Here is a 25,896-nt window from a genome sequence, read left to right on the forward strand (position 1 = left end):
ATACTAGGTAATTATCAAAATCGGGTTGACGTGTTAATGAAAACACAATAATGCCCGATGACCTTGTCACAAAGGATGTAACGAGGTATGTGAAACAACCCCATTCGGCCGGATGCTAAATGGACGTTAATTAAATTTACTTGAAGATCATTAACATGACAGAATCTTTTGCTCAACTCTTTGAAGAATCCCTAAAAACAATCGAAACTCGTCCTGGCGCTATCGTTCGCGGCGTTGTAGTTGCTATCGATAAAGACGTTGTTCTGGTTGATGCAGGTCTGAAATCAGAATCTGCTATTCCTGTAGAACAATTCAAAAACGCTCAAGGCGAATTAGAAATCCAAGTGGGCGACGAAATTGATGTTGCTCTGGACGCGGTTGAAGATGGCTTCGGTGAAACCGTTCTGTCTCGTGAGAAAGCTAAACGTCACGAAGCGTGGCTGATGCTGGAAAAAGCTTACGAAGAAAACGAAACTGTTGTTGGTATCATCAACGGTAAAGTTAAAGGTGGTTTCACTGTTGAACTGAACGGCATTCGTGCGTTCTTACCAGGTTCACTGGTAGACGTTCGCCCAGTTCGCGATACAACTCATCTGGAAAACAAAGAGCTTGAGTTCAAAGTCATCAAATTAGACCAAAAACGTAACAACGTTGTTGTGTCTCGTCGTGCGGTTATCGAATCTGAAAACAGCGCAGAACGCGATCAGTTATTAGAAAACCTGCAAGAAGGCATGGAAGTTAAAGGTATCGTTAAGAACCTTACTGACTACGGTGCATTCGTTGATCTGGGCGGTGTTGACGGCTTACTGCACATCACTGACATGGCTTGGAAACGTGTTAAACACCCAAGCGAAATTGTCAATGTTGGCGACGAAATCACTGTTAAAGTCCTGAAATTCGACCGTGAACGTACTCGTGTATCATTAGGTCTGAAACAACTGGGCGAAGATCCATGGGTAGCTATCGCTAAACGTTATCCAGAAGGTACTAGACTGACTGGTCGTGTAACTAATCTGACTGATTACGGCTGCTTCGTAGAAATCGAAGAAGGCGTTGAAGGTCTGGTACACGTTTCTGAAATGGATTGGACTAACAAAAACATTCACCCATCTAAAGTTGTTAACGTTGGTGATGTTGTTGAAGTTATGGTTCTTGACATCGATGAAGAACGTCGCCGTATTTCACTGGGTCTGAAACAGTGCAAATCTAACCCATGGCAGCAGTTCGCAGAAACTCACAATAAGAACGACCGTGTTGAAGGTAAAATCAAGTCTATCACTGACTTCGGTATCTTCATCGGTTTAGACGGCGGTATCGACGGTCTGGTTCACTTATCTGACATTTCTTGGAATGTTGCAGGTGAAGAAGCAGTTCGTGAATACAAAAAAGGCGACGAAATCGCTGCTGTAGTTCTGCAAGTTGATGCTGAACGTGAACGTATCTCACTGGGCGTTAAACAATTATCAGAAGATCCATTCAATAATTACCTGTCTGCTCACAAAAAAGGTGCTATTGTTTCTGGTAAAGTAACTGCTGTTGACGCTAAAGGCGCAACTGTAGAATTAGCTGACGGTGTTGAAGGTTACCTGCGTGCTTCTGAAGCTTCACGTGACCGCGTTGAAGATGCAACTCTGGTTCTGAATGTTGGCGAAGCTGTTGAAGCTAAATACACTGGCGTTGACCGTAAAAACCGCGTTATCAACTTATCTGTTCGTGCTAAAGACGAAGCAGACGAGAAAGACGCTATCGCTTCTGTAAACAACAAAGAAGAAGTTGGTTTTTCAAACAACGCTATGGCTGAAGCTTTCAAAGCAGCTAAAGGCGAATAATTTAAGTTATTAACGGAGGCAACGTTAATCGTTGCCTATATATCGGTAGTTTAGGGAGGTAATATGACCAAGTCTGAGTTAATCGAGAGACTTGCAGGCCTACAATCTCATCTTTCGGCTAAGACGGTTGAAGAAGCTGTAAAAGAAATGCTTGATCATATGGCTGATACTTTAGCTGATGGTGAGCGTATCGAAGTCCGCGGATTCGGCAGTTTTTCTCTACACTACCGTGCGCCGCGTACGGGTCGTAACCCGAAAACTGGTGATAAAGTAGATCTGGAAGGTAAATACGTTCCACACTTTAAGCCAGGCAAAGAGTTACGTGACCGTGTAAATATTTATACGGAATAATAACTCCTGTCGAAATGGCACGATGTTAGTTAACTTTCTCAAAAACGGTGCTTCGGTGCCGTTTTTTATTATCTTTTATTTGTGTTGATTATTTTTGATTACTTACATACATTAGTTTTTGATTGTTAGTCCTTTACTTCATTTACCATATTTACTTATTTTCCTTTTCGTTCCCCTTTTTATTCTCTTTACTTACTTTTCTTTGTGTTACTTTATTGTATTTCTCTCGTTATTTCTTTATTTAATTATCACAATTGTTGACTTGTTTTGTTTTTTTCGAGTTTCTTCTCAAAATATAGTGTATACGACAATAAAGAATTTTCTTTTTATAGCGAAGTACAAAAAAATGCTCTAAAGAGCTACCTTTAATAAAAATATAACTTCATGATATTTAGATATGCTTATGAAGGGATGCAAAAATGATTCTATTGAGAGGAATAATAAGTATTTTGAGGTTGAAAATATTATCAATAAAACAACACTTCTTTTATTCAAAATATTTTAAACAGTTTTACTTCACAACACTGAGTTTAGATAGTATTGCTTTGACAATATTATTAGGTTGTTTACCTTTATTATTTCAGTATACGCTTTTTAGTTTAACGACTTATTATATTGCAATTATTATTGCAGTATTTTTATTACTTATTCCTTTTTCATTAATTCGTTTCTTAGCATTTTTTTTGTTTTTCTGGGTTTATTCTAATCTTATCGCACACTCATTGATGGCAAGAACAGTTCAACTTGTTGATAATATTGTGTCATTTGAAACAAATATTGTTGAATATCGTCAATTATCAGATGGTAATCTTATTATCAAAATTCCCGTTCCCAAAGAGACATTTTTTTCATCTTCTATTTACGCTAACGTATATTGGAGAAACCCACCTAAAAATATTGAAGTAGGGCAAATTTGGAAATTTAAAATCCAATTCAAAGCTGTACACAGCTATTTAAATGATGGGGGATTTGATAGCCAAAAATATGCAGTTTCTAAGAAAGAAACCTTAGCGGGGAAAGTGATGTCAGCTACATTCGTTTATGCTGATATTTCGCTACGTACTCAATTTATTCATTCACTTTTAACCTATTGGCAAACAGCAAAAAATAAAGGTGAGATTATTGCGTTAGTTTTAGGTGATAAACGCGATATAGAGTATGAAAAAAAAGATCTTTATATGAAAACCGGAGTTGCACATCTTATTGTTATATCGGGATTACATATTGGATTAGCCGCGCTTGTAGGGTGGGTTATAGCAAGGGGTATTCAGTTCTTATTTCCTATTAAATGGATAAATACACAATTTCCATTGTTAATGGCTTGGGGATGTGGTGTATTTTATGCAACTTTATCGGGCTGGGGAATACCTGCAACAAGAGCTGTTATCGGATTAAGTGTTTGGGTTATTTTACATTGGCAAAGCCGGTTATTTCTGCCTTGGCAATGGGCTCTCTGGAGCGCTGCTCTTATTTTGATTATTGAGCCACTATCGATACTTTCAGTCAGTTTTTGGCTTTCATTTTCAGCTGTATTTGCCATTATTTTTTGGTATTGGATGTATCCATTAAAAGCTAAATATAATTATCAAAAACGGTGGTTTATTTTAAGGCTAATGCACTTACAATTTGGATTGTTGATTATTTTATTACCTTTTCAACTTTATTTAGTGGTGCCAATTTTTTTAGTTTTATCGTTAATTTATGGGCAGTTCCTATTATTTCATTTATTACCGTACCGTTAATAATGCTTGGATTATTGACATCTTTTTTCTCATTTTTACAACCAATAATTTGGCACTGGGTTGATCTTTCTATTAATCTTGCTTTTTGGTGTGCTCCTTTATTTTTACCTTATTGGCAATATAGTGGTGCTATTCCTTTTTTATTAGGGTTTCTCGGGGTTGGTATTATTTTAATTATAAAAATGTCATGGTGGCGCCATCATTTTATTTTGCTTATTGCTAGTGGTATTCTTTTATATTGCGAATTCACTACTTTCTCACGATATCAATGGCGTATGACTATGCTAGATGTTGGTCATGGTTTAGCTATTATTCTTGAAAAAGATAGAGAAGCGATTATTTATGACACAGGAATACGTTGGAAAAGTGGTGGTTCAATTGCAAAAAGTGTCATTATTCCTTATTTAAAATATCATCGACTTAATCCAGTGGCATTAATAATCAGCCATGATCATTTAGATCATACAGGTGGTATTAATGATTTAATGATGGCTTATCCTAATTTAACACTTCGTAGTAGTTTTGATAATTCTTCACATTTACCCTGTTTACAGGGGAGATCATGGCTATGGAAAGGGATTAAGTTTGATGCATTATGGCCACCCAATAAAGCTCTTTCACCTAAAAATAATCAATCATGTGTGATCAATGTAAGTGATGGTAAATATAATATACTGTTGACAGGTGACATTGAAAAAGAGGCAGAAATCCAATTAATAAGGTCGAAAAAACACCAGTTAAGTGCTGATATTTTGCAGGTTCCTCATCATGGTAGCCAAACATCGTCCACATTGGCGTTTATTCAAACAGTGTCGCCCAAATTTGCACTCGTTTCTGCCGCTCGTTATAGCCTTTGGCGTTTACCTTCTGATAAAGTACACCTTCGTTATAAAAAAGAAGCTATTAATTGGCTAACAACCTCTATTAGTGGGCAGATATCGATCGAGTTTAATCAAGACAATATTGATGTATTTACCTATAGACGAGATATTTTACCTCGTTGGTATCATCAGTGGTTTGGTGTTTTGACGTTTCCCGAGTAGAATGACCGGCTAATTATTAAAAGTTTGGTAATATATATGAATGATATAGACCTATCAACGTGGCAAACATTCCGACGCTTATGGCCGATGATTCGGATTTTCAAAGCGGGTTTGATCGCTGCAGCAATTGCATTAATCGTCAATGCGGGTGTGGATGCATTTATGATTTCTTTATTAAAACCACTGCTTGATGAAGGTTTTGGTAAAGCAAGTAATGACGTATTAAAATGGATGCCGATTGCTGTTATTGGACTGATAGTTCTGCGTGGTATATCTAACTTTATTTCAAGTTACTGCCTTTCTTGGGTATCTGGGAAAGTTGTAATGAATATGCGTCGCCGACTGTTTTCCCATATTATGGGAATGCCGGTGAGCTTTTTTGACCAGCAATCAACAGGAACTTTGCTTTCTCGTATTACATATGATTCAGAGCAAGTTGCTTCTTCATCATCAGGTGCATTAATTACAGTTGTTCGTGAAGGTGCTTACATTATCGGGCTCTTTGGCTTAATGTTTTACTATAGTTGGCAATTATCTATGATCCTCATTGTTATTGCCCCTATTGTTGCCATTGTTATTCGTTTGGTATCAACACGTTTTAGAACGATCAGTAAACGTATTCAAAATAGTATGGGACAAGTAACAACTAGTGCTGAACAGATGCTGAAAGGGCATAAAGAAGTACTTATTTTTAATGGTCAAGAAGTCGAGAATAAGCGCTTTAATCATGTGAGTAACCATATTCGTCGTCAAGGTATGCGTATGGTTGTTGCATCGTCAATTTCAGATCCTATTATTCAATTAATTGCTTCCTTCGCATTAGCATTTGTTCTATACGCGGCGAGTTTCCCTGACATTATGGATACATTAACCGCAGGTACAATCACTGTTGTTTTCTCATCAATGGTTGCATTAATGCGCCCATTGAAATCATTGACGAATGTAAATGCTCAGTTCCAAAGAGGTATGGCGGCTTGTCAGACCTTATTTGCTATTCTCGATATGGAACAAGAGAAAGATACAGGTAAGCTAGAACTGAAAAAACCAACGGGTGATATTGAATTCCGTAATGTGACTTTCCAATATGTGACAAAAGATACACCTGCCTTGAAAAATATGTCATTTACTATTCCAGCAGGAAAAACTGTTGCATTAGTGGGGCGTTCTGGTTCCGGCAAGTCAACAATAGCTAATCTGATCACACGTTTTTATGATATCAATGAAGGACAAATATTGATTAATGGTCATGATATTCGTGAATACACATTGAAATCTTTACGTAATCAAGTTGCTCTTGTTTCTCAAAATGTTCACTTATTTAATGAAACAGTAGCAAACAATATTGTTTATGCGTGTGAAGACCAATACAGCCGTGACGATATCGAAAAAGCAGCCAAAATGGCGCATGCAATGGACTTTATTAATAAAATGGATAAAGGCCTAGATACTGAAATTGGCGAAAATGGTGTTCTGCTTTCGGGGGGGCAACGTCAACGTATCGCGATAGCAAGGGCTTTACTACGTGACTCACCAATTCTTATCCTTGATGAAGCCACATCAGCACTTGATACAGAATCAGAACGAGCTATTCAATCGGCACTTGATGAACTGCAAAAAAATAGAACCTCTTTAGTGATTGCTCACCGATTATCAACCATTGAAAAAGCAGATGAAATTTTAGTTATTGAAGATGGTGAAATTGTTGAACGTGGCTCACACATTGATTTAATCGATCAAAAAGGTGTTTATGCCCAACTTCACAGGATGCAATTTGGTAAATGATTGAACGGATTTGGTCTGGTAAATCTTGGTTTTATTTCCTCTTACTTCCATTTTCATGGTTGTACGGTGCAATTACTCTATTAAGGCGCTTTGCATATCAAAAAGGATGGTTGTCATCATGGAAAGCTTCTGTTCCTGTTGTGGTTGTTGGTAACTTAACAGCAGGTGGCAATGGCAAAACACCGGTTGTTATATGGCTCGTTGAGCAATTAATACAGCAAGGATTTAAACCAGGCATTGTTTCCCGTGGTTATGGCGGAAAATCAGATCATTATCCATTACTGCTAACATCAGAGACCACACCTGCAATGGCAGGTGATGAACCTGTGTTAATTTATCATCGAACAGGTGCACCCGTTGCGGTTGCACCTAATCGACGAGATGCAGTAAAAGCCTTATTAGCGCAACATGAACTTGATGTAATTATCACTGATGATGGCTTACAGCATTATGCACTACAGCGTGATTATGAAATTGTTGTTATTGATGGGCAGCGTCGATTTGGTAATGGCTGGTGGCTTCCTGCTGGTCCTATGCGGGAACGAGCGAGTCGCTTACATTCAGTTGATGCAATTATCGTTAATGGTGGTTTAAGCCAAGATAATGAGATAGCTATGGTTTTAGCGGGTGATATTGTGGTGAACCTTAAAACAGGTGAGAAAAAGCCAGTTCAACAGATCGCTAAAGCGGTAGCAATAGCCGGAATTGGTCATCCCCCTCGTTTTTTTAATTCTTTGCGTGAAAAAGGAATTCAATTAATTTCAATTAAAGCATTTAGTGATCATAGTGATTACAGTGCCAAAGAATTACAAGATTTAACACCTTTCAATGAAACCCTTATTATGACAGAAAAAGATGCTGTTAAATGTCAGCATTTTGCTCAAGATAATTGGTGGTATTTGCCAGTCAGTGCTGAATTAAATAGTCAATCGGTGCTAAAACAAGTCAGCAATTTAATTTACAGCTCGAAAAAAACTTGTATCTGATCTGAAACAATGATATTTATAGTGGAAATCAGGATAGCGTTACATAAAAGATTACCTACCCACAGTCGCATATCGCTTTTGTCGTAGTTCAATTTAACTCGCCAATACCTTATCTACTCAAAAGCCTTGTGTGGAGATTTTGTGGATCTTTAATGTAGACGTAATATTTTTATGCTGTGAATGCAATTGGCTTTGCACCTAATGGATTGTAGAAACTATTTTGAATGGTGATTATTAATCCTTATATATGATTATTTTATTTATAGGTGCACAATAAAATATCTTCCTCATGTCATCTTTTTGTCATGTTGATACTGTAAATATTGAGCCTTAGAATATTCATTAAGCTTAGCTATCACGGTTTTGAACATTTATATTAAATAATAAAATGCACTACTTAAATTAATGTGTTCAGAATTTAATTGGGGTTTTATATAAGAAGACATAATAAAAAGTAGGATGCATTAGTATAGAAAAATAAAAACTATACGAAGAACAAAAGGAGTTTATCTACCATGACATTACAATTAAGAATGGGTCGCGTAAAATGGTTTGACAATAACAAAGGTTATGGTCTTATTGTTGCAAGAGATATTGAACAAGAAGTTTATGTCAATAAAAAAGCGATTGCCAATACAAAAAACAAAGCATTAACAGAAGGTCAAGACGTTGAATTTTCTGTTATCAGAACAGCCGCTGGCCTAGAAGCCGCTGATGTTATCGGATTTTAAATAAGGTTTACCTTGTTGATGATGTAGTTGAAACGATAGTTTAACACTGAGATTGAATTATCGTTTATACCTATTTTGGGGCAGGTAAGGTCAAATAGCTTACTACCAAGCCGAATAAGTAATATAAAAGAGTTATAACGTTAATTAGAATGCAATAAAGATAATAAAAAGGTTAAATTATTATCAATAAAAGCGGAATGTAATTCTTTATTAATGATGTTGCAGACTCAACGATAAAAAGCCACATTAATGTGGCTTTTTTGTTGCCTATAGTAAAAAAGAAAATAATAAATTTATTAATAACTAAAATAATTTTCGAATTATCACTAAACGAGAGGCTTTGAGTATTAACGCAGATCCTTCCTTATGATATCCTTTTGCTATATAAAATGATTAACCCTTGAGAGGGACAAAATGGATCACCGCTTACTTGAAATTATTGCTTGTCCAGTTTGCCACGGCAAACTTATCTTTGATAAAGAAAATTCAGAGCTTATCTGCAAAATTGATCATTTAGCTTATCCTGTTCGTGACAATATCCCCGTTCTTCTGGAGAATGAAGCAAGAGAATTATCACTAGAAGAGGAAAAGTAACTTCATGTTCACGGTCATAATCCCTGGTCGATATGCATCGACCCGCTTACCGGGTAAACCCCTCGCGGATATTCACGGTAAGCCTATGATTGTTCGTGTTATGGAACAGGCTATGCGTTCTGGAGCAAACCGTGTCATTGTCGCAACCGACAACTTAGATGTTGTTGCCGCTGTGGAAAAGGCGGGTGGGGAAGCGTGTATGACTCGAGAAGATCACCATTCGGGTACAGAACGTTTAGCTGAAGTCATTGAAAAATACCAATTTGCAGATGACGAGATAATCGTTAACGTACAAGGTGATGAGCCTCTTATTCCTCCCGTAATTATTACTCAAGTTGCTGAAAATTTAGCAAGTTGTGGTGCCGGAATGGCAACATTAGCAGTGCCTATTGTTGATTCAAAAGAAGCTTTTAATCCTAACGCTGTGAAAGTGGTGATGGATGCAAAAGGTTTCGCACTTTATTTTTCTCGTGCAACCATTCCTTGGGAAAGAGACCGTTTTAACTTATCACACGATGAAATTGGTGAGCATTACTTACGCCATATTGGAATTTATGCTTATCGTGCAGGTTTTATACGTCGATATATTACTTGGGAACCGAGCCCATTAGAATCTATTGAAATGTTAGAGCAACTGCGAGTGTTGTGGTATGGCGAAAAAATCCATGTTGCAAAAGCATTAGAAGTTCCTGGCGTGGGTGTTGATACTCAAGATGATCTTGTCGCAGCCAGAGCTGCATATCGAGCACTTAACCAAGAGTTCTGATCTTTTAACGGACACAAATAAATTTCAACGGCACTTCAATTAAGTGCCGTTTTTGTATCAGTCGGTAATGATATTTTTTAATTATTGGTTTTCTTCTTTATCTGATTGATGACTTTCATTTTCAGGAATAGTGACGGGTTGTCCTGCTGGTTTTACTGATTGCCACATTGAGCCTAAAAACTCATACCATGCACGTTCACTATGTTGAAAATAGGTTGCTGAAGGGAAATATTTCTCCCAAGGATGTAATGGCGAAGTGATAGCCAATTGGTTAGCTGGTGCAACGATAGGTTTCATGCCTCTAGCTAAAAAGAAACGTTCGGCGCGTGCTAAATGGTTAGCGGACGTCACAAGTAAAAATGGTTTCTTACCAATTAATTTATCAACTTCATAGGCTTCTTCTTCAGTATCTTTCGGTGTTGATAATGCGATAGTTCTTTCAGGAGGTACACCTAAAGATTGTGCCACCTGAGCTGCCACCTCTGCACTACTTATTTGATTAACACCTGCACCACCTGTAAAAATCAGTGTCGAATTAGGATTGCGATAATAGAGTCTTACACCTTCAGCAACACGAAACAAACTATTATTAAGAAGATTAGAACTGGGTGCCCAATCTGGGTTATAAGTAAACCCACCCCCCAAAACAACAATGTAGTTCACATCTTGTTGTGAATTTTCTCGTAATTCATAACGAGCTTGATACTCTTTTTCACTTGGCATTAGTAATGTATCAGCAACAGGCTGTATGCCTAACATCGTCAATAAAATAAGGACAACAGTAAGTAGGCTTTTTCCTGTTTTTTGCCAACGAGTAAACCAAAGTAGAGCTAAGGCAAAAAAGGCGATTAATAAGAGTAAAGGCAAGGGCATTAGAAAACCTGCAACATACTTTTTGAGCAAAAACAGCATAAATCATCCTAAATTGAGTGAAATACATGCAATTGATAGAGAAAGCTTAGTGAAAACTAGGGGATCACAGAGGCATTGTGTCAAAATAGTCGCTACAACAACGTTTCACTAAGTTTTAATCAATAGAAATAAAGAACCGTTAAATTATTTATAAAACGATAAGCGTTCGAACATTAATTTTTTCATTAATAAGCGTTATATTTATACTGCGCTTTGCGAATAATCTGATTCATGGCTTATTTCTTTAGAGAAAACAGTCAGTATCATAGAACACTGGTAAAATTGCCGTCTTAATTTTATGTACAGTGTCTCATATTTTTTGAATTTATCAGAATGCAAAGAGCGCAAGTAGCAAGTTGTTATCATGAGGCGTTTTAATGTCAGATCGTAATTTTGACGATATTGCAGATAAATTCTCCCGCAATATCTATGGCACAACAAAGGGTAAAATTCGCCAAGCAGTGATTTGGGAAGATTTACAACAATTATTAACCCTTCTGCCTAATCGCACTTTGCGTATTTTAGATGCCGGAGGTGGAGAAGGGTATTTTTCTCGCCAATTGGCTAAATTAGGACACCAAATTATCTTATGTGATTTATCACAAGAGATGCTTAATCGTGCACAAGAAGCGGCGATTGATGAAGGTGTTGCTGAGAACATGACGTTTATTTGTTGTGCTGCTCAAGAGATTAAAGAGCATATAGATGAAAGAGTTGACTTAATTCTGTTTCATGCCGTATTGGAGTGGATCACGGATCAGAAAGACGCCGTAAATGTTCTTACCGATATGCTACTACCTAATGGTATCTTATCGCTGATGTTTTACAATGCGAATGGCATTGTTATGAGAAATGCGATATTGGGGAATTTTCATCTGGCAAATCCTGAAATTCCTCGAAGAAGAAAAAAATCATTATCGCCTCAAAATCCATTGCAACCTGAAGATGTTTATCAATGGCTGACAGAATTTTCAATGACAATATTAGGAAAAACGGGAGTTCGTGTTTTTCATGATTATTTACAAAGTCGCCAGTTGCAAAATAAAGATTTTCCATCGTTGCTTGCATTAGAGCAACGTTATTGTCGGCAAGAGCCCTATATCAGTCTGGGGCGTTACATTCATGTCATGGCACAAAAGCGTGTAAATTAAGGATGTACTATGAGTGATTTTACCCAGACCGTTCCTGAGTTAGTGTCTTGGGCGAGAAAAAATGATTTCTCAATCTCACTGCCACCTGAAAGATTAGCTTTTTTGATGGCAGTCGCTGTATTAAACAGTGAACGCCTTGATGGCGAAATTAGTGAAGGGGAGTTAATTGATGCCTTTAGAGAGGTCTGTAAAGGCTTTGAGCAACCCGCAGAATCAATACAAGTTCGTGCCAATAACGCCATTAATGATATGGTTAAGCAACGGCTTTTTAATCGTTTTACCAGTGAATTGGTAGAAGGCAATGCAATATACCGTTTAACACCGTTAGGCATTGGAATTAGTGATTATTATATTCGCCAACGTGAGTTTTCATCGTTACGTTTATCTATGCAGTTATCTATTGTAGCGGGAGAACTCGATTCTGCTGCAAGTTCTGCTGAAGATGGTGGCGATGAATATCATTGGCATCGTAATGTTTTTGCGCCACTGAAATATTCAGTCGCAGAAATTTTCGATAGCATTGATTTGTCACAGCGAATAATGGATGAACAGCAAAATACAGTAAAAGAAGATATTGCAGCGCTATTAAATCAAGACTGGCAAGCCGCTATATCAAGCTGTGAACAACTGTTATCTGAAACCTCTGGCACATTAAGAGAGCTACAAGATACGCTTGAAGCCGCAGGTGATAAACTTCAAGCTAATCTATTGCGTATTCAAGAAGCAAACATGAATACGGGTCATGTTGATCAAATAGATACGTTAGTATTTGAGCTACAAAGTAAGCTAGACCGTATTATTAGTTGGGGTCAGCAATCTATTGATTTATGGATTGGCTATGATAGACATGTCCATAAATTTATTCGTACTGCGATTGACATGGATAAAAACCGTATATTTTCTCGTCGATTACGTCAATCAGTACAAAACTATTTCGACAGCCCATGGGCATTAACTTACGCTAATGCAGATAGGTTGTATGATATGCGTGATGAAGAACTGACTTTACGAGATGAAGAAGTCACAGGTGAATTACCTGAAGAACTCGAATATCAAATGTTCAGCGAAGTGAATGAACAAATAGCGCAATGGGTAGAGCAAGAGCTTGCTTCTTACAAATTAGAGCAACGAGCATTAGATCTCAGTTCAGTATTAGTTGAATATCTTGATCGTTACCCGCAACAGAAACATTTTGATGTTGCCCGTATTGTTATTGATCAGGCGGTACGATTAGGTGTAGCAAAAGCTGAGCTCGCAGGATTACCTGCAAAATGGTCAGAAATTAACGAATATGGAGCTAAGGTACAAGCGCATGTCATCGATACATACTGAACAATTTATGCCAGCAAAACTAGCGCAGGCATTAGCGAACTCACTTTTTCCTGAACTGGATAGCCAGTTACGTGCAGGTCGACATATTGGTATAGATTCTCTGGATAATCATGCTTTCTTGATGGACTTTCAAGATGAATTGTCAGATTTTTATGCGCGTTATAATGTTGAATTAATCCGAGCTCCAGAAGGCTTCTTCTATTTACGTCCTCGCTCAACTACGCTTATTCCCCGTTCTGTATTGTCTGAAATGGATATGCTGGTGGGGAAAATTCTTTGTTATCTCTATCTTAGCCCAGAGCGATTAGCGAATCAGGGTATATTTACTGTTCAAGAACTATTCGATGAGTTAAGAACGTTAGCAGATGAAAATAAATTATTACGTTTAGTGAATCAGCGTTCCACCGGTTCTGATCTTGATTTGCAAAAGCTACAAGAAAAAATGAGAACCTCTCTAAATCGTTTACGTCGTTTAGGTATGATCTCATTCTTATTAAATGACTTGCAGCGTTTTTCAATAACAGAATCAGTGTTCCGCTTTGGTGCTGATGTGCGTAGTGGTGATTCTCCACTTGAAGCTCAAATGCGAATGATCCGTGATGGTGAAGCGATGGCGCTTGATACAGGATCAGAGACACCAAACGATGATGAAGAAAATGAAGATGAGCAATTACAATCAGGTGAAGATGATGCGGAGGAAGAAAATAAATGATTGAACGTGGAAAATTTCGCTCATTAACACTGATCAACTGGAATGGGTTCTTTGCTCGCACTTTTGACTTAGATGAATTGGTGACGACATTATCAGGCGGGAATGGTGCAGGTAAATCAACCACTATGGCTGCATTTATCACAGCAATGATCCCTGATCTTACTTTACTGCATTTTCGTAATACTACTGAAGCTGGATCAACAAGTGGCTCTCGTGATAAAGGATTATATGGAAAGCTACGCCCGGGAGTTTGTTACGCTGTATTAGATGTGATCAACTCACGTCATTTACGTGCTGTGGTAGGGGTTCGTTTACAGCAGATTGCTGGTCGCGATAAAAAAGTTGATATCAAACCCTTTATGATCCAAGGGTTGCCAATGGCAGAAAACCCAACAGAAATTCTGACTCAAGCTGTTGCAGATCGCCAAGCACGGGTTTTACCACTCAATGAACTAAAAGAAAAAGTTGAAGCCATTGATGGGGTTGTTTTCAGACAGTTTAATTCAATTACTGACTTCCATGCAGTGATGTTTGATTTAGGGGTGATCCCTAAGCGCTTGCGGTCAGCCAGTGATCGTGCCAAATTTTATCGTTTAATTGAAGCTTCATTATATGGTGGTATTTCAAGTGCGATCACTCGTTCTTTACGTGATTACTTACTACCTGAAAATAGCGGAGTCAGGAAAGCATTCCAAGACATGGAAGGTGCGTTGCGGGAAAACCGTATGACGCTTGAAGCTATTCGTGTCACACAATCAGATCGTGATTTATTTAAACACCTGATCACAGAAGCAACATCTTACGTTGCGGCAGACTATATGCGTCATGCAAATGAACGACGCGTTCATCTTGATGAAGCTTTAGAAGTTCGCCGTGAATTATGGAGCCAGAGAAAATCCATCAATAACGAGGCATATCGCTTTGTTGAAATGGGTAAAGAGCTGGAAGAACAACAAGCACTTTCTTCTGATCTTGAAGCGGATTATCAAGCAGCAAGTGACCGATTAAACTTAGTACAAAATGCAGTTCGTCAACAAGAAAAAATTGACCGTTATGTTGCCGATGTGGAAGAAATAACTTTCCGCTTAGAAGAACAAAGTGAAGTCGTTGAAGAAGCCGCGTCTAAGAAAGAAGAACTTGAAGCACGAGTAGAATCGGCAGAAGAAGAAGTCGATGAACTGAAAAATCAGTTAGCAGACTATCAGCAAGCATTAGATGTACAACAAACACGCGCTATTCAATATCGCCAAGCTGTGCAGGCTTTAGAGCGAGCTAAAGCACAATGTGATATTGCTGATTTAGATGAAAGTAATGCTGATCAGTGGGCTGAACGTATTCAAGCAAAAATTCAGACCATTACTCATTCACTACTTTCTATGGAACAGAAACTTAATGTTTCTGAAGCAGCGAAAACACAGTTTGACCAAGCTTATAAATTGGTTAACGCTATTGTTGGTGAGGTTGATCGTAAAGATGCATGGAGTGCCGCCAAAACGGCATTACGTGAATGGTCTTCGCATCGACACCAAGCGGATAGGGTTCATCCTATTCGTATGCAATTAGCAGAATTAGAGCAACGTTTACATCAGCGAAACAATGCTCAGCGTCAACTTGAAGAATTTAATAAACATCATGGCAAATCAATGGAGCCAGATGATCTTTTAATTTTACAAGATGAGTTAGAAGCTAAAATTGAAGAGCTTAGTGATTATGTTAATGAGTCTGGTGAACATCGCATGCAAATGCGCCAAGAGCTAGATCAACTCAAGCAACAAATTGAAAAGCTGAAAAAACAAGCCCCAGCATGGCTTGCAGCACAAGATGCATTAACGCAACTGTGTGAGCAAACTCGTCAATCTTTTGAAACAGGTCATCAAGTAACTGAATATATGCAACAGTTACTTGAAAAAGAGCGCGAAGCCACCGTATTACGTGATGAAACAGCAACACGCAAACAACAAATTGAAGCACAAATTGAACGTTTAAGTCAGCCAAGTGGTGCTGAAGATGGGCGGTTAATTACGTTAGCAGAGCGTTTTAATGGGGTTTTATTATCAGAGATTTATGATGATATTACATTAGATGATGCACCTTATTTCTCAGCGTTATATGGCCCTGCACGTCATGCCATCGTAGTACAAGATCTCTCTCTTGTTCAGGCGCAATTAGAAACATTAGAAGATTGTCCTGAAGATCTCTATTTTATCGAAGGCGATCCTCAATCTTTCGATGATAGTGTATTTAATGCACAAGAGATGGATAAAGCGGTTCTTATCAAGAGCTCTGATAGACAATGGCGTTATTCTCGCTATCCTGAGATCCCACTTTTTGGTCGTGCTGCGCGTGAAAATCAATTAGAAATATTATCTCGTCAACGCGATGAGCTTTCTGAACTTTATGCAACGCAAGCTTTCGATGTGCAAAAAATTCAACGAGCACACCATGCCTTTAGTCAATTTGTTGGGCAACATATTTCCGTCGCTTTTGAAGCCGATCCTGAAGAGGATATCCGCCAGCTTAATCAAAGACGTAATGAGCTAGAAAGAGCATTAGCACAATATGAAGAAAGTACTCAGCAGCAACGCCAACATTATGCTCGTGCCAAAGAATCACTGAATCTGCTTAATAAACTGATCCCTCAAGTGAATATCTTGATGGATGAAACATTGATTGACCGTGTTGAAGAGCTACGTGAAGAGCTATATGTCGCTGAAGAGTCTATGCGCCACTTACAGCGTCATGAAAAAGCACTAGCAACGCTAGAACCTATTGCGTCAATTTTGCAAAGTGATCCACAAGAGCATGAGCAATTAGCGCAAGACTATGAACAAGCAAAGGAAGAACAACAGCGTTATCAACAACAAGCTTTCTTGTTGGTGGAAGTCGTACAACGTCGTGCGCATTTTAGTTATAGCGATGCAGTTGAGATTGTGAGCGAAAATAGCGATCTTAATGAGAAGTTACGTCGTCGTTTAGAGATGGCAGAAACAGAACGATCTACAGCAAGAGAGCTTTATCGCCAACAACAAGCGCAATGTGCTCAATTTAATCAAGTGCTCGCATCATTAAAAAGTTCTTTTGATACTAAATCTGAATTGCTTAGAGAGCTTGAGCAAGAGATGCGTGATACGGGGATACATATTGATGTTGGCGCAGAAGTAAGAGCAAAAGAACTGCGTGATCAACGTTATTCTGCCGTTAGTGCTAACCGTACTCGTATTAGCCAACTTGAGCGCGATATCGCACTTAGTGAAGCCGAACGCGATAATTTAACCAAAAAAATTCGTAAACTTGAGCGTGATTACACTCAAATTCGTGAGCATGTTGTGAGTGCAAAAGCGGGTTGGTGTGCAGTGATGCGATTGGTGAAAGAAAATGGCATGGAACGTCGTTTACATCGCCGAGACTTCGCTTACCTTTCTGCTGATGAATTGCGTTCAATGTCAGATAAGGCACTAGGTGCATTACGTCAAGCTGTTGCTGATAATGAATACTTACGTGATGCATTACGTCGTTCTGAAGATGCTAAATATCCTGATCGTAAAGTTCAGTTCTTTATTGCGGTATATCAGCATTTAAGAGAGCGTATTCGCCAAGATATCATTAAAACTGACGATCCAGTTGATGCAATTGAACAGATGGAAATTGAGCTGGCTCGCTTAACGGAAGAACTGACAAGCCGTGAACAGAAATTAGCGATTAGCTCACGAAGTGTAGCGAATATTATTCGCAAAACCATCCAACGAGAGCAAAACCGTATCCGTATGCTAAACCAAGGTTTACAAGCGGTTTCATTTGGCCAAGTGCGAGGTGTTCGACTTAACGTCAATATTCGTGAAAGCCATCAAGTGCTTCTTGATGTGTTATCAGAAGAAGATAATCAATACCAAGACTTATTTAAAAACCAAAACCTTACCTTCTCTGAAGCGATGGCGAAGCTCTATCAACGTTTAAATCCACAAGTAGATATTGGGCAACGTATGCCACAAACGGTGGGAGAAGAGCTGTTAGATTATCGTAATTATCTAGAAATGGATGTCGAGGTTAATCGTGGGCCAGAAGGGTGGTTAAAAGCGGAAAGTGGCGCGTTATCAACGGGTGAAGCGATTGGTACTGGTATGTCAATTTTGGTGATGGTTGTACAAAGTTGGGAAGAAGAATCTCGGCGCTTAAGAGGAAAAGATATTTCCCCTTGTCGTTTGCTTTTCCTCGATGAAGCTGCACGTTTGGATGCTAAATCTATTGCAACGCTATTCGAGCTTTGTGATCGTTTAGATATGCAGTTAATCATTGCGGCACCAGAAAATATCAGTCCAGAAAAAGGTACGACTTATAAACTCGTCCGTAAAGTGTTCAATGGTACAGAACATGTTCACGTTGTGGGTTTAAAAGGTTTTGGTCAACACGCAGAAAAAGATAAAATCGCATCATCAAATGTTGCTGAAATAACAGAATAATTTTATTTGGTTATCAGCTAAAAATAGGCAAATAGAAGGCGTTACGGGCATATGTTCATAGCGCCTTCTTTTTTTCAAAGTGTTAGACAGATCAAAAAATGAAAGTAAATTAACAAAAAAATGAAAATTTAAATGATATAACGTGCGCTATATCTCATTTAAATGTAAGCGTGATGTCTATGATTGTTCCCGTATGTGATTAATATAAAAATTAAAGGAAAGAAAATGCGTAAAGTCACGTTAGCTTTTAGTGCAATTGCTTTAGCGTTAAGTTTAAATGGCGCGGCAATGGCAAAAGTTCATATGCCAGAAGTTGTAAGCCCAGGTGTTACTGTTGCTCAATTAGCACAACAACAACCAATTAATTGGGTTTCTGTTGCAGAAATCGAGAAAAGCTTAGCTGGTCAAGCACCGATGGCTGTTGGTTTTGATATTGATGATACTGTTTTATTCTCCAGTCCAGGTTTTTACCGCGGTAAACTAGAATATTCTCCAAATGATTTCAGTTATCTGAAAAACCCAGAGTTCTGGGAAAAAATGAATAACGAGTGGGATAAATTCAGCATGCCTAAACAAGTCGGTATCGATCTTGTTCAAATGCACTTAAAACGTGGTGATACTGTTTATTTCATTACTGGTCGTACTCAAACTAAAACTGAGACTGTGACCAAATATGTTCAAGAGGGTTTAAATATCCCTGCTGATAAAATGCAGCCTGTTATTTTCGCGGGTGACCAACCTGGTGCAAATAATAAAGTAAGCTGGATGCGTGATCATAAACTGAAAATTTACTACGGTGATGCGGATGCAGATATCGCAGCTGCAGATGAACTGAATATCCGTGGTATTCGTATTCTGCGTGCGGCTAACTCTTCTTACCAACCACTGCCAAAAGCAGGTCAGTTTGGTGAAGAAGTCGTTATCAATTCAGAATACTAATCTTTACCCTTTGTTTACCTTTATTTGTAAGGCGTAGGAAACTACGCCTTTTTCTATTTTTGATCCCTTTCTATTCAATCATTTCTTTTATTTCGTCGCTATTTTTAATCTTAATTGAAAAGTTATTTTAAATTTATGCATTCGTTGTTTATTTATTGTACATTTTTATTAAATTATATTTTTGAATATAAAATCGGCTAAGTAGTCATTTTTTGATTAAATAAAATCAAATTCCCGTCAAAGGTTTATAAAACTTTAAAAATATTAGTTTATTCCTATAAAACTCTTTTCCAAGCTCATCTAATATTCTAGGATACCAAAATAATAATAAGGGATGAGGGTAGAGGATTTATGGCGCACCAACCAATTAAAAGAGCAATCGCATATTCAGTTGTTGTAGGTACACTGCTTTCTGGGCATTATGCTATGGCGACTGAAACTAAATCAGTTGTATTATCTACACCCGAAACAGAAACTATGACATTAATGCCTGTCATTAATGAAACGATGCTAACATCCACCAATGTAGCAATGAATATCCCACAAGTGACCGAGCTAGAGGCAAAAGCAAAGTTACAGTCTTGGCTCCCAATAGGATATAAACCGTCATATTTAACTCAACTGGTAAAAGTCTACCAAGCAAATAACCTCGCACTGATTTGGCAAGATGAAAAAATTGCACAGCAATTACAGGAACAAATTGCAGAAGTGGCTATTTCAGGTATTCAGCCTCAATTTGGACAATGGTTAGTACAATTAGAAACACCGGAGTTAACAAAAGAAGGGCGTGATATTATTTTATCAGACGCATTTTTAGGTTATATCAGTTTTGTTGAGCAAGTGAATAAATCAGGTGCGTCTTTGCTGTATCGTAATGGCTCACAAACTTTGCCATCACCATCAGATAAATTTGTGGTTGACCTGCAACAAAATATTCAAAATGGCACTTTAGGCAGTTTCGTTATTTCTTATGCACCTTCTCATCCTTATTACAGTTTAATGAAAGAAGAAGTGCACAAACAATTACATAGTGCAGTTGTTTGGCCTGAAATGAAAGGAACAGGATCATTAAAGCCAAATCAATCCTCTGAAGAAGTCTTAGCACTTAGACAAATTTTACGCCATTTAAAATTGATCCCTGAATTAGCAGAAAATGAACAAGAAATTGCCACAACTGTTTATGATGCTCCTTTAATTTCCGCAGTTAAAGTGTTTCAAACAGCTCACGGATTAGAGCCTGATGGCATTATCGGGCGACAAACGCGAGTGTGGTTGAATATAACTCCCGAACAACGTGCCAGTATTATGGCACTAAATATTCAACGTCTTCGCTTAACTCCGGCCATAGGTGATACTGGAATTTGGGTGAATATCCCTGATTTCTCGCTTTATTTTTATGCCAATAATGAACTTATTCTTGATTCAAAAGTGATTGTAGGCAGACCAGATAGAAAAACACCGATTATGAGCAGTGCGTTGAACAACGTAGTGGTTAATCCACCTTGGAATGTGCCAACAAGCATGACACGTAAAGATATTGTGCCTAGAGGTAAAGCAGATCCTAGCTACTTTAGTCGTAAGGGATATACCATTTACTCTGGATGGGGAAATGATGCTTATCCAATTAATCCTTATGATATTGATTGGCAAAATATGAGTGCAGCAAACTTTCCTTATCGTATTTGGCAGGCACCGGGTCCAACCAATTCATTAGGTCGCTATAAATTTAATATGCCAAATTCAGAAGCGATTTATTTACATGACACTCCAAATCATTCACTATTCTCAAAAAATATGAGAGCAATCAGTTCCGGTTGTATTCGTGTAAATAAAGCCTCTGAGCTTGCTTCAATTTTATTGGGTGATGCAGGATGGAAACAAGATAGAATTGATGCGGCGTTAAAACGTGGTTCAACACAATATGCTCCAATTCCTGAACGTATCCCAGTTTATTTATATTATCAAACAGCATGGGTAGCACAGGAGAATGCGCCTCAATATCGTGTAGATATTTATGGTTATGACAAAAGCATTTCAAATGCACAACCTTATTTAGAGAATATTAAGAAATACTTGTAATATAAAAAAACATAAATTGAATAAAGGGTGGTTAAACAGACTGCCCTTTTTTTATATACAAATCAATAATATATTTTATTTGTTGTATTTTTTTAATAAGAAAATCAAAAGAATAATAAATATACAAAATATTTTTAAAATTTCTATTAAAAATAGAATGATAAAAAGAGTCTTTAGTATAAATAACTAAATTAATAAGATTTGAAATTCTTATAAATAAAAACGAAGTGTTATTTACAATACTATACAAACCATAAGAAACAATTCGGGAAAAATATTGTCATAATAAAGGTTCTTCCTCCTGAAATAATTTTTTGAGTGCATATACTATGGATATTATTGATTCACACCGCCGTAAGTGGCTGGGGTTGGGTATGGCGGCAGTGGGGTTAGGTTTATTGCCTTCTCATGCTTTTGCTTCGTTAGCTACACCTCGTCCAAAAATCCTTCGCTTTAATAATTTAAATACAGGTGAAACTATTAAAGCCGAGTTTTTTGATGGTAAACGTTATAATAAACATGAGCTAGCTAAGCTAAACCATCTATTTAGAGATTACCGACAAAATAAAATTAAAACGATCGATCCCGCCCTGTTTGATCAAATCTACTTATTGCAAGTGATGCTGAATAACAATAAACCAGTTGAACTTATTTCAGGTTATCGCTCTTTAGTGACGAATAATAATCTACGTAATAGTAGTAGTGGAGTAGCAAAAAAGAGCTATCATACGCGTGGACAAGCAATGGACTTTCGTTTGGTTGGTACTGATCTTTCTAAAGTGCGCCAAGTTGCATTAAGAATGAAAGCGGGTGGTGTTGGATATTATCCAAGAAGTAATTTTGTGCATATTGATACAGGACCAGTTCGCTCATGGTAATCTATTGAGAATTAGTTAATAGAGAGTGGAGTGATTCATGATGTATCACATTGTACCTGTGACAAACTATATGCAAAATTGCACCCTTATTTGGTGTGATGAAACGAAGGAAGCGGCAATTGTTGATCCTGGTGGAGATGTCGAAACGCTTATTGCGGAAATCGAAGCCCGCCAATTAACATTAACCAAAGTATTATTAACTCACGGACACTTTGATCATATTGCAGGCACCTCTCAAATTGTTGAACATTTCAATGTTCCTGTTTATGGGCCTCATAAAGATGATAGTTTTTTACTTGAAGAATTAGAACAACAGTGTCGTATGTTTAATTTTCCTTGTGGAAAATCATTTACACCAGATAGTTGGTTAAATGAGGGTGATACCGTGACAATAGGTAAAACAATTTCGTTATCTGTTTTACATTGCCCTGGTCATACACCAGGACATATTATTTTTGTTAATCACCAGAATAAACTTATTTCAATGGGTGATGTGTTATTTAAAGAAAGTATTGGTCGTACCGATTTTCCACGCGGAAACCATGCTGATCTTATTGCATCAATCAAAAATAAAGTCTTACCTTTAGGTGATGATTATCTGTTTATTCCGGGACATGGCCCTATGTCTAACTTAGGCCATGAGCGCCAATACAATCCGTTTTTACAAGATGAAATGCCAATTTGGTAATAGTGCGCTGATATAAGTGAATAAATATGAAAGCGCTTTATTATAAAGCGCTTTTTTATCAGTAAAAAATGAGATTTATATTTCTTTGATTCTAAATATAAATGCCACATTATTAAATAACGTGGCATTTATCTTAATTACACTTTAGAAGTCAATTAAAGCACAGCAACAATGGCTTCACATAGTGGAACCATATTTTCAAGGGTTAAACCAGCTACGTTAATACGGCCTGATCCTACAATATAAATACCGTATTCAGCGCGTAAACGCTCAACTTGTTCTTTATTTAAACCACTAAATGAGAACATCCCATTTTGGTCAATAATAAAGCTAAAGTCTTGCTTAGCACCTTTTTCTTGCAGTGTCGTCACTAACAGCTGACGCATACGCTGAATACGTTCGCGCATAGTTGTTAGCTCTTCAATCCATTCTTCTTTTAACTCAGGGTTAGAAAGAATGGTTGTTACTACTGAAGCACCGTGTGCTGGTGGATTTGAGTAGTTGGCACGAATAATTGCTTTTGCTTGGCTAAAGGCTTTTTCAGCAGTATCGCTGTCTTTGGTGACAATGGTGCATGCACCTACACGTTCATTGTAAAGGCCGAAGTTTTTAGAATATGAACTTGCAACAATAAGCTCAGGATTTTTTTCTGCAAAGAGGCGTAAGCCTTGTGCATCTTCTTCAAGACCACGAGCAAAACCTTGGTATGCAAAGTCAAAAATAGGTAACCAGCCTTTTTCTGCGGATAGTGTCGCTAGTTGGCGCCATTGTTCTTCTGTTGGATCAATACCACTTGGGTTATGGCAGCAACCATGGAATAAGACAACGTCACCAGCTTGAGCATTTGCAAGACTTGCTAACATACCGTCAAAATCTAACCCGCGATTTTCTGCATCATAATAATCATAATTACAGATCTCAAGACCTGCAGTTTGGAAAATATTATTATGGTTAGGCCAAGTTGGATTACTTATCCAGACGCGTTTTGCAGTGGTTTGTTGAGCAATAAAATCTGCAGCAATACGTAAAGCTCCTGTACCACCAGGGGCTTGTGCTGTGCGTGCGCGTTTTTCAGTGATGATAGGGTGTTGTTCACCAAACAAGAGTGCTTGGGTCACATTACCAAATTCAGGAATACCGCTAATAGGAAGGTAATTTTTAGTGGTTTCGTTTTCTAACAGGTATTTTTCTGCTTTTTTAACAGTGGTTAAAACAGGAGTTTTGCCTGTTTCATCCTTGTAAACACCAATCCCTAAATTAATTTTGTTTTCACGAGGATCAGAACGGAAACTATCAGCTAAACCCAGAATAGGATCGGCTGGTGCAGCAATGATTTTCTCAAACATAGTGTAATTGTTCCCTAAGCTCAAAACGAAGCCGAAATATGAGTATCAAGAGTAACGCTATGAGGACTTTTTGCCAACTGTTTGTAGAGAAATTAACAAGAAGTTGTGAACTAAGTGAGAATAAATAGCAAATCAAGATGTAAATAAGTGAATATCCTGTGATTACATTAACATGTAAAAATAATCACTGAAAAGTCATAATTGTTTAGTATGATAAACTTTTATGATTTTAAAAAAGAGAAGTAAGGGGATTTATTGTATTCAATAAGCTAGTTGGGTGTGATTGGTTTAGGTAAAAAATAAGCAAGTAGGGAGGAGAGAGTGATGGTTAAATTGTACAAATAAAAAAGCAACACCGAAGTGTTGCTTTTCAAATCAATTAACTTGACTGTTTAATTACCTATAAGGGTAATTAGAACTGATAAGTCAGACCTAAACCAACTACGTTATCAGTTGCAACGCCGTAAGTTTTAGTGAAGTCATTTTCATCTAACAGGTTGATTTTATAATCAACAACTGCAGTCATGTTTTTGTTAAATTTGTAGAAAGAACCTACAGAGATATATTTAACTAAATCTTGATCGTTGCCTTGAGCAGTACCTAAGTCTTTACCTTTAGATTGAACATAACCTAAAGATGGTTTCAGACCTAAGTCAACGAAGTCATACTGTGCAGTTAACTCGATGTTTTGAGTTTTGTTAGCGATCAGAGCATCTGAACCGTAGTAGTTCATGTTACGGCTTTCACCGTACATAGCTGCTAAGTAAACGTTGTTAGCTGCGAATTTACCACCGAAGTTCCATGCTTCTGCATTTTTACCAGTAGCAGAACTGTGGTGTTCCTGCCAGTTAGTACGAGCAGAGTTAGAGTAACCACCACCCAGTGTTACGCCCCAGCCTAAGTTATAAGCTGTAGAGAAACCGAAACCGTCGCCATTAGCTTTAGCTGTGTCAACACGTTTGCTGCTGTTGTTAGTGTTTTCGTTGTTTTTGCCTTGATATTGCAGAGCAAAGTTCAGGCCATCAACGTAACCGAACATATCAGTGTTACGATAAGTTAAAACACCAGTAGTACGGCCAGTCATGTAAACGTCAGACTGAGACATTGAGTCACCGCCCCATAAAGGCAGAACGTCTGTCCATGCGTTGGTGTCGTAAATTACACCGTAGTTACGACCATAGTCTAATGAACCGTAGTCAGCAAATTTAAAACCAGCGTAAGCAAAACGAGTTTTAGATGAGTTTTCGCTTTCAGTAGTGTTAGTTTTGATTTCATACTCAAAACGACCGAAACCAACTAAATCTTTATTGATTTGAGTTTCGCCTTTGAAACCGATACGTGCACGTGAAGCGTCACCGCTTTCGTGATCACTCTTAGAATCAGAATCTGCGAAGTAATGACGAACGTCAACTTTACCGTAGATGTCTACTTTGTTGCCGTCTTTGTTATACATTTCAGCTGCGTTTGCTGCACCAGCAAACATTAAAGCTGGGATTACCACTGCAAGAAGATTGCGCTTCATCATTATTATTACCCTCATTGGTGTTATTCAGACACCTTTGCCACTGCCAGAAATAG

Annotated in this window: 18 protein-coding genes and 1 pseudogene; 16 read left to right on the forward strand and 3 right to left on the reverse strand. The window is 37.8% G+C overall.

Going from position 1 to position 25,896, the window contains the following annotated elements; genetic code table 11:
• The first annotated feature begins 155 nt into the window (after nucleotides 1–155).
• The 8 genes and pseudogenes from rpsA (at nucleotide 156) to kdsB (ending at nucleotide 9,824) form a co-directional block, all read left to right on the forward strand.
• Nucleotides 156–1,829 (forward strand): 30S ribosomal protein S1, encoded by a 1,674-nt coding sequence (rpsA, locus tag ABN256_RS09615; RefSeq protein ID WP_036938108.1) that lies wholly within the window; start codon nucleotides 156–158, stop codon nucleotides 1,827–1,829.
• 63 nt (nucleotides 1,830–1,892) lie between these two features.
• Nucleotides 1,893–2,180: an integration host factor subunit beta gene (ihfB, locus tag ABN256_RS09620; RefSeq protein ID WP_006537420.1), complete on the forward strand. Its 288-nt coding sequence runs from the start codon at nucleotides 1,893–1,895 to the stop codon at nucleotides 2,178–2,180.
• A 419-nt stretch (nucleotides 2,181–2,599) separates the two neighbouring features.
• Nucleotides 2,600–4,965, forward strand: a pseudogene (locus ABN256_RS09625) (DNA internalization-related competence protein ComEC/Rec2).
• A gap of 36 nt (nucleotides 4,966–5,001) precedes the next feature.
• Nucleotides 5,002–6,747 (forward strand): lipid A ABC transporter ATP-binding protein/permease MsbA, encoded by a 1,746-nt coding sequence (msbA, locus tag ABN256_RS09630; RefSeq protein ID WP_072069672.1) that lies wholly within the window; start codon nucleotides 5,002–5,004, stop codon nucleotides 6,745–6,747.
• On the forward strand, nucleotides 6,744–7,733 hold the full coding sequence (gene lpxK / locus ABN256_RS09635) for a tetraacyldisaccharide 4'-kinase (RefSeq protein WP_349439420.1): 990 nt from the start codon (nucleotides 6,744–6,746) through the stop codon (nucleotides 7,731–7,733). Before msbA ends, lpxK begins: the two co-directional genes overlap by 4 nt.
• Before the next feature lie 515 nt (nucleotides 7,734–8,248).
• Entirely contained in the window at nucleotides 8,249–8,464 is a 216-nt protein-coding gene (locus ABN256_RS09640; RefSeq protein ID WP_023581324.1) for a cold-shock protein, read from the forward strand.
• Nucleotides 8,465–8,878: 414 nt separating this feature from the next.
• On the forward strand, nucleotides 8,879–9,058 hold the full coding sequence (locus ABN256_RS09645) for a Trm112 family protein (protein ID WP_004244593.1): 180 nt from the start codon (nucleotides 8,879–8,881) through the stop codon (nucleotides 9,056–9,058).
• Between the two features lie 4 nt (nucleotides 9,059–9,062).
• Nucleotides 9,063–9,824 carry a 3-deoxy-manno-octulosonate cytidylyltransferase gene (gene kdsB, locus ABN256_RS09650; protein WP_196553336.1) on the forward strand — a complete coding sequence of 254 codons (762 nt, stop codon included), beginning with the start codon at nucleotides 9,063–9,065 and terminating at the stop codon, nucleotides 9,822–9,824.
• A gap of 81 nt (nucleotides 9,825–9,905) precedes the next feature.
• Here kdsB and elyC read toward each other — a convergent pair whose 3' ends face one another.
• Nucleotides 9,906–10,736 (reverse strand): envelope biogenesis factor ElyC, encoded by an 831-nt coding sequence (gene elyC, locus ABN256_RS09655; RefSeq protein WP_349439421.1) that lies wholly within the window; start codon nucleotides 10,734–10,736, stop codon nucleotides 9,906–9,908.
• A 377-nt stretch (nucleotides 10,737–11,113) separates the two neighbouring features.
• On the opposite strand from elyC, the gene cmoM reads away from it, so the two are divergent.
• From cmoM to ABN256_RS09695, 8 genes are all read left to right on the forward strand, one after another.
• A complete protein-coding gene (gene cmoM, locus ABN256_RS09660; protein ID WP_109408802.1) occupies nucleotides 11,114–11,887 on the forward strand; it encodes a tRNA uridine 5-oxyacetic acid(34) methyltransferase CmoM in 774 nt (257 codons plus the stop codon).
• 9 nt (nucleotides 11,888–11,896) lie between these two features.
• Complete coding sequence (mukF, locus tag ABN256_RS09665) at nucleotides 11,897–13,219, forward strand: chromosome partition protein MukF (RefSeq protein ID WP_072069667.1); 1,323 nt, start codon at nucleotides 11,897–11,899, stop codon at nucleotides 13,217–13,219.
• Nucleotides 13,200–13,931: a chromosome partition protein MukE gene (gene mukE, locus ABN256_RS09670; RefSeq protein WP_166539631.1), complete on the forward strand. Its 732-nt coding sequence runs from the start codon at nucleotides 13,200–13,202 to the stop codon at nucleotides 13,929–13,931. Before mukF ends, mukE begins: the two co-directional genes overlap by 20 nt.
• Entirely contained in the window at nucleotides 13,928–18,388 is a 4,461-nt protein-coding gene (gene mukB / locus ABN256_RS09675; RefSeq protein WP_340895829.1) for a chromosome partition protein MukB, read from the forward strand. The genes mukE and mukB overlap by 4 nt, the downstream gene beginning before the upstream one ends.
• Before the next feature lie 225 nt (nucleotides 18,389–18,613).
• A complete protein-coding gene (gene aphA, locus ABN256_RS09680; RefSeq protein WP_072069664.1) occupies nucleotides 18,614–19,327 on the forward strand; it encodes an acid phosphatase AphA in 714 nt (237 codons plus the stop codon).
• Between the two features lie 351 nt (nucleotides 19,328–19,678).
• Complete coding sequence (ldtD, locus tag ABN256_RS09685; protein ID WP_349439422.1) at nucleotides 19,679–21,406, forward strand: L,D-transpeptidase; 1,728 nt, start codon at nucleotides 19,679–19,681, stop codon at nucleotides 21,404–21,406.
• A 329-nt stretch (nucleotides 21,407–21,735) separates the two neighbouring features.
• Complete coding sequence (gene mepK / locus ABN256_RS09690) at nucleotides 21,736–22,284, forward strand: peptidoglycan L,D-endopeptidase MepK (protein ID WP_072069662.1); 549 nt, start codon at nucleotides 21,736–21,738, stop codon at nucleotides 22,282–22,284.
• A gap of 37 nt (nucleotides 22,285–22,321) precedes the next feature.
• Nucleotides 22,322–22,972, forward strand: coding sequence for an MBL fold metallo-hydrolase (locus ABN256_RS09695; RefSeq protein WP_072069661.1), 651 nt, complete (start codon nucleotides 22,322–22,324; stop codon nucleotides 22,970–22,972).
• Nucleotides 22,973–23,127: 155 nt separating this feature from the next.
• Here the strand turns inward: ABN256_RS09695 and ABN256_RS09700 are convergent, their stop codons facing one another.
• Together ABN256_RS09700 and ABN256_RS09705 are read right to left on the reverse strand one after the other, a co-directional pair.
• Entirely contained in the window at nucleotides 23,128–24,318 is a 1,191-nt protein-coding gene (locus ABN256_RS09700) for an amino acid aminotransferase (RefSeq protein ID WP_340895838.1), read from the reverse strand.
• A gap of 412 nt (nucleotides 24,319–24,730) precedes the next feature.
• Nucleotides 24,731–25,843, reverse strand: coding sequence for a porin (locus tag ABN256_RS09705; RefSeq protein ID WP_269436239.1), 1,113 nt, complete (start codon nucleotides 25,841–25,843; stop codon nucleotides 24,731–24,733).
• Nucleotides 25,844–25,896: the final 53 nt, after the last annotated feature.

This window comes from Proteus sp. fly-1008, assembly GCF_040140305.1.
In the GTDB taxonomy this organism is placed as follows: Bacteria; Pseudomonadota; Gammaproteobacteria; order Enterobacterales; family Enterobacteriaceae; genus Proteus; species Proteus vulgaris_B.

What these genes read in the sequence shown, in the direction of transcription:
- ABN256_RS09705 (WP_269436239.1), bottom strand. Translation starts at nt 25,843, where the DNA reads ATGATGAAGCGCAATCTTCTTGCAGTGGTAATCCCAGCTTTAATGTTT.
- ABN256_RS09700 (WP_340895838.1), bottom strand. Translation starts at nt 24,318, where the DNA reads ATGTTTGAGAAAATCATTGCTGCACCAGCCGATCCTATTCTGGGTTTA.
- ABN256_RS09645 (WP_004244593.1), top strand. Translation starts at nt 8,879, where the DNA reads ATGGATCACCGCTTACTTGAAATTATTGCTTGTCCAGTTTGCCACGGC.
- msbA (WP_072069672.1), top strand. Translation starts at nt 5,002, where the DNA reads ATGAATGATATAGACCTATCAACGTGGCAAACATTCCGACGCTTATGG.
- ldtD (WP_349439422.1), top strand. Translation starts at nt 19,679, where the DNA reads ATGGCGCACCAACCAATTAAAAGAGCAATCGCATATTCAGTTGTTGTA.
- mukF (WP_072069667.1), top strand. Translation starts at nt 11,897, where the DNA reads ATGAGTGATTTTACCCAGACCGTTCCTGAGTTAGTGTCTTGGGCGAGA.
- lpxK (WP_349439420.1), top strand. Translation starts at nt 6,744, where the DNA reads ATGATTGAACGGATTTGGTCTGGTAAATCTTGGTTTTATTTCCTCTTA.
- mepK (WP_072069662.1), top strand. Translation starts at nt 21,736, where the DNA reads ATGGATATTATTGATTCACACCGCCGTAAGTGGCTGGGGTTGGGTATG.
- ihfB (WP_006537420.1), top strand. Translation starts at nt 1,893, where the DNA reads ATGACCAAGTCTGAGTTAATCGAGAGACTTGCAGGCCTACAATCTCAT.
- mukE (WP_166539631.1), top strand. Translation starts at nt 13,200, where the DNA reads ATGTCATCGATACATACTGAACAATTTATGCCAGCAAAACTAGCGCAG.
- rpsA (WP_036938108.1), top strand. Translation starts at nt 156, where the DNA reads ATGACAGAATCTTTTGCTCAACTCTTTGAAGAATCCCTAAAAACAATC.
- elyC (WP_349439421.1), bottom strand. Translation starts at nt 10,736, where the DNA reads ATGCTGTTTTTGCTCAAAAAGTATGTTGCAGGTTTTCTAATGCCCTTG.
- ABN256_RS09640 (WP_023581324.1), top strand. Translation starts at nt 8,249, where the DNA reads ATGACATTACAATTAAGAATGGGTCGCGTAAAATGGTTTGACAATAAC.
- cmoM (WP_109408802.1), top strand. Translation starts at nt 11,114, where the DNA reads ATGTCAGATCGTAATTTTGACGATATTGCAGATAAATTCTCCCGCAAT.
- kdsB (WP_196553336.1), top strand. Translation starts at nt 9,063, where the DNA reads ATGTTCACGGTCATAATCCCTGGTCGATATGCATCGACCCGCTTACCG.
- ABN256_RS09695 (WP_072069661.1), top strand. Translation starts at nt 22,322, where the DNA reads ATGATGTATCACATTGTACCTGTGACAAACTATATGCAAAATTGCACC.
- mukB (WP_340895829.1), top strand. Translation starts at nt 13,928, where the DNA reads ATGATTGAACGTGGAAAATTTCGCTCATTAACACTGATCAACTGGAAT.
- aphA (WP_072069664.1), top strand. Translation starts at nt 18,614, where the DNA reads ATGCGTAAAGTCACGTTAGCTTTTAGTGCAATTGCTTTAGCGTTAAGT.